Annotated in this window: 1 protein-coding gene; it reads right to left on the reverse strand. The window is 44.6% G+C overall.

Features of this window, described 5'->3' with window-relative positions; all coding sequences use genetic code 11:
- A partial coding sequence (gene tnpC / locus ADS77_RS21165; RefSeq protein WP_152960663.1) for an IS66 family transposase occupies positions 1-961 on the reverse strand: 961 nt, incomplete at both ends.

Raw genomic sequence — 961 nt, forward strand, 5'->3', positions numbered from 1 at the left:
GCTTTTTGCTGCCTAACGGTGAATTTTTCACTGACCGATTTACCTTTGATGGCTTGCTCAATACCATAGAGTTTGCGAATAAGGTTAAGTGCTACATCCGCTTTAACGGTTTTTTTATTATTGCCTTTGGCCTCGATGAACTTACGGCGTATATGAGCTAAGCACGCAACCAGTGTTGCCTTCGTTTGCTCGTATGCTTTGTAGCCGTCAACGTGCATGTAGCCTTGATAACCGTCAAGAAAATCAACCACACAGTGGGCCGCGCGACTATTATGATAATCAAACAAGACAATATTAGTGCCTTTACCCGGCTTATCATCGCCACAACAATACAGCCACATATAGCTGGTCGCTTTCTCTGCGTTAATAACGTTTAACGAGGTTTCATCGCCATGAATAACCGCTTGAGATAACAAGATTTCTTTTAAGCGCTGATAGAGCGGTGACAACAATTCAGCGCAGCGTAACATCCAGCTCGACATGGTTTGCCTGCTCAACTCAATACCGATATCAGAAAATAACGTTTCTTGGCGATAAAGCGGCAAGCCAAACTGGTATTTACACATGATTATTTGGCTCAGTAAACTGGGGGTGGCGATGCTTTTTGGAATGGCTGTTGCGGGCATTAGGGCGGTTTTCACTACACTTTCAATCCCTTCTCGCTCACAGTGACGGCACGTATATTTAGGGCGAATAGTTTTGATAACCTTGATATGCGCTGGCACAAATTCGAGTATTTCACTGCTGCTTTCACCCATTTTGTGAAGTGGGCTTTGACAGCAATTACACACTTTTTCATCCTCATCAAGGTCAACAACCACCTCGACTCGTGGTAACTGTGCTGGCAGTGGCCGGCGTTTCGGTTTGGCTTTTTCTTTCTTTACTAAGGGCGATGTGGCCAATAGCGCTTTATCATGTTCATCAAGAATGTCTTCTGCTTCATTGAAGAGCTCTCCAGCAC

The sequence above is a fragment of the Pseudoalteromonas porphyrae genome, from assembly GCF_001298125.1.
GTDB lineage: Bacteria > Pseudomonadota > Gammaproteobacteria > Enterobacterales > Alteromonadaceae > Pseudoalteromonas > Pseudoalteromonas neustonica.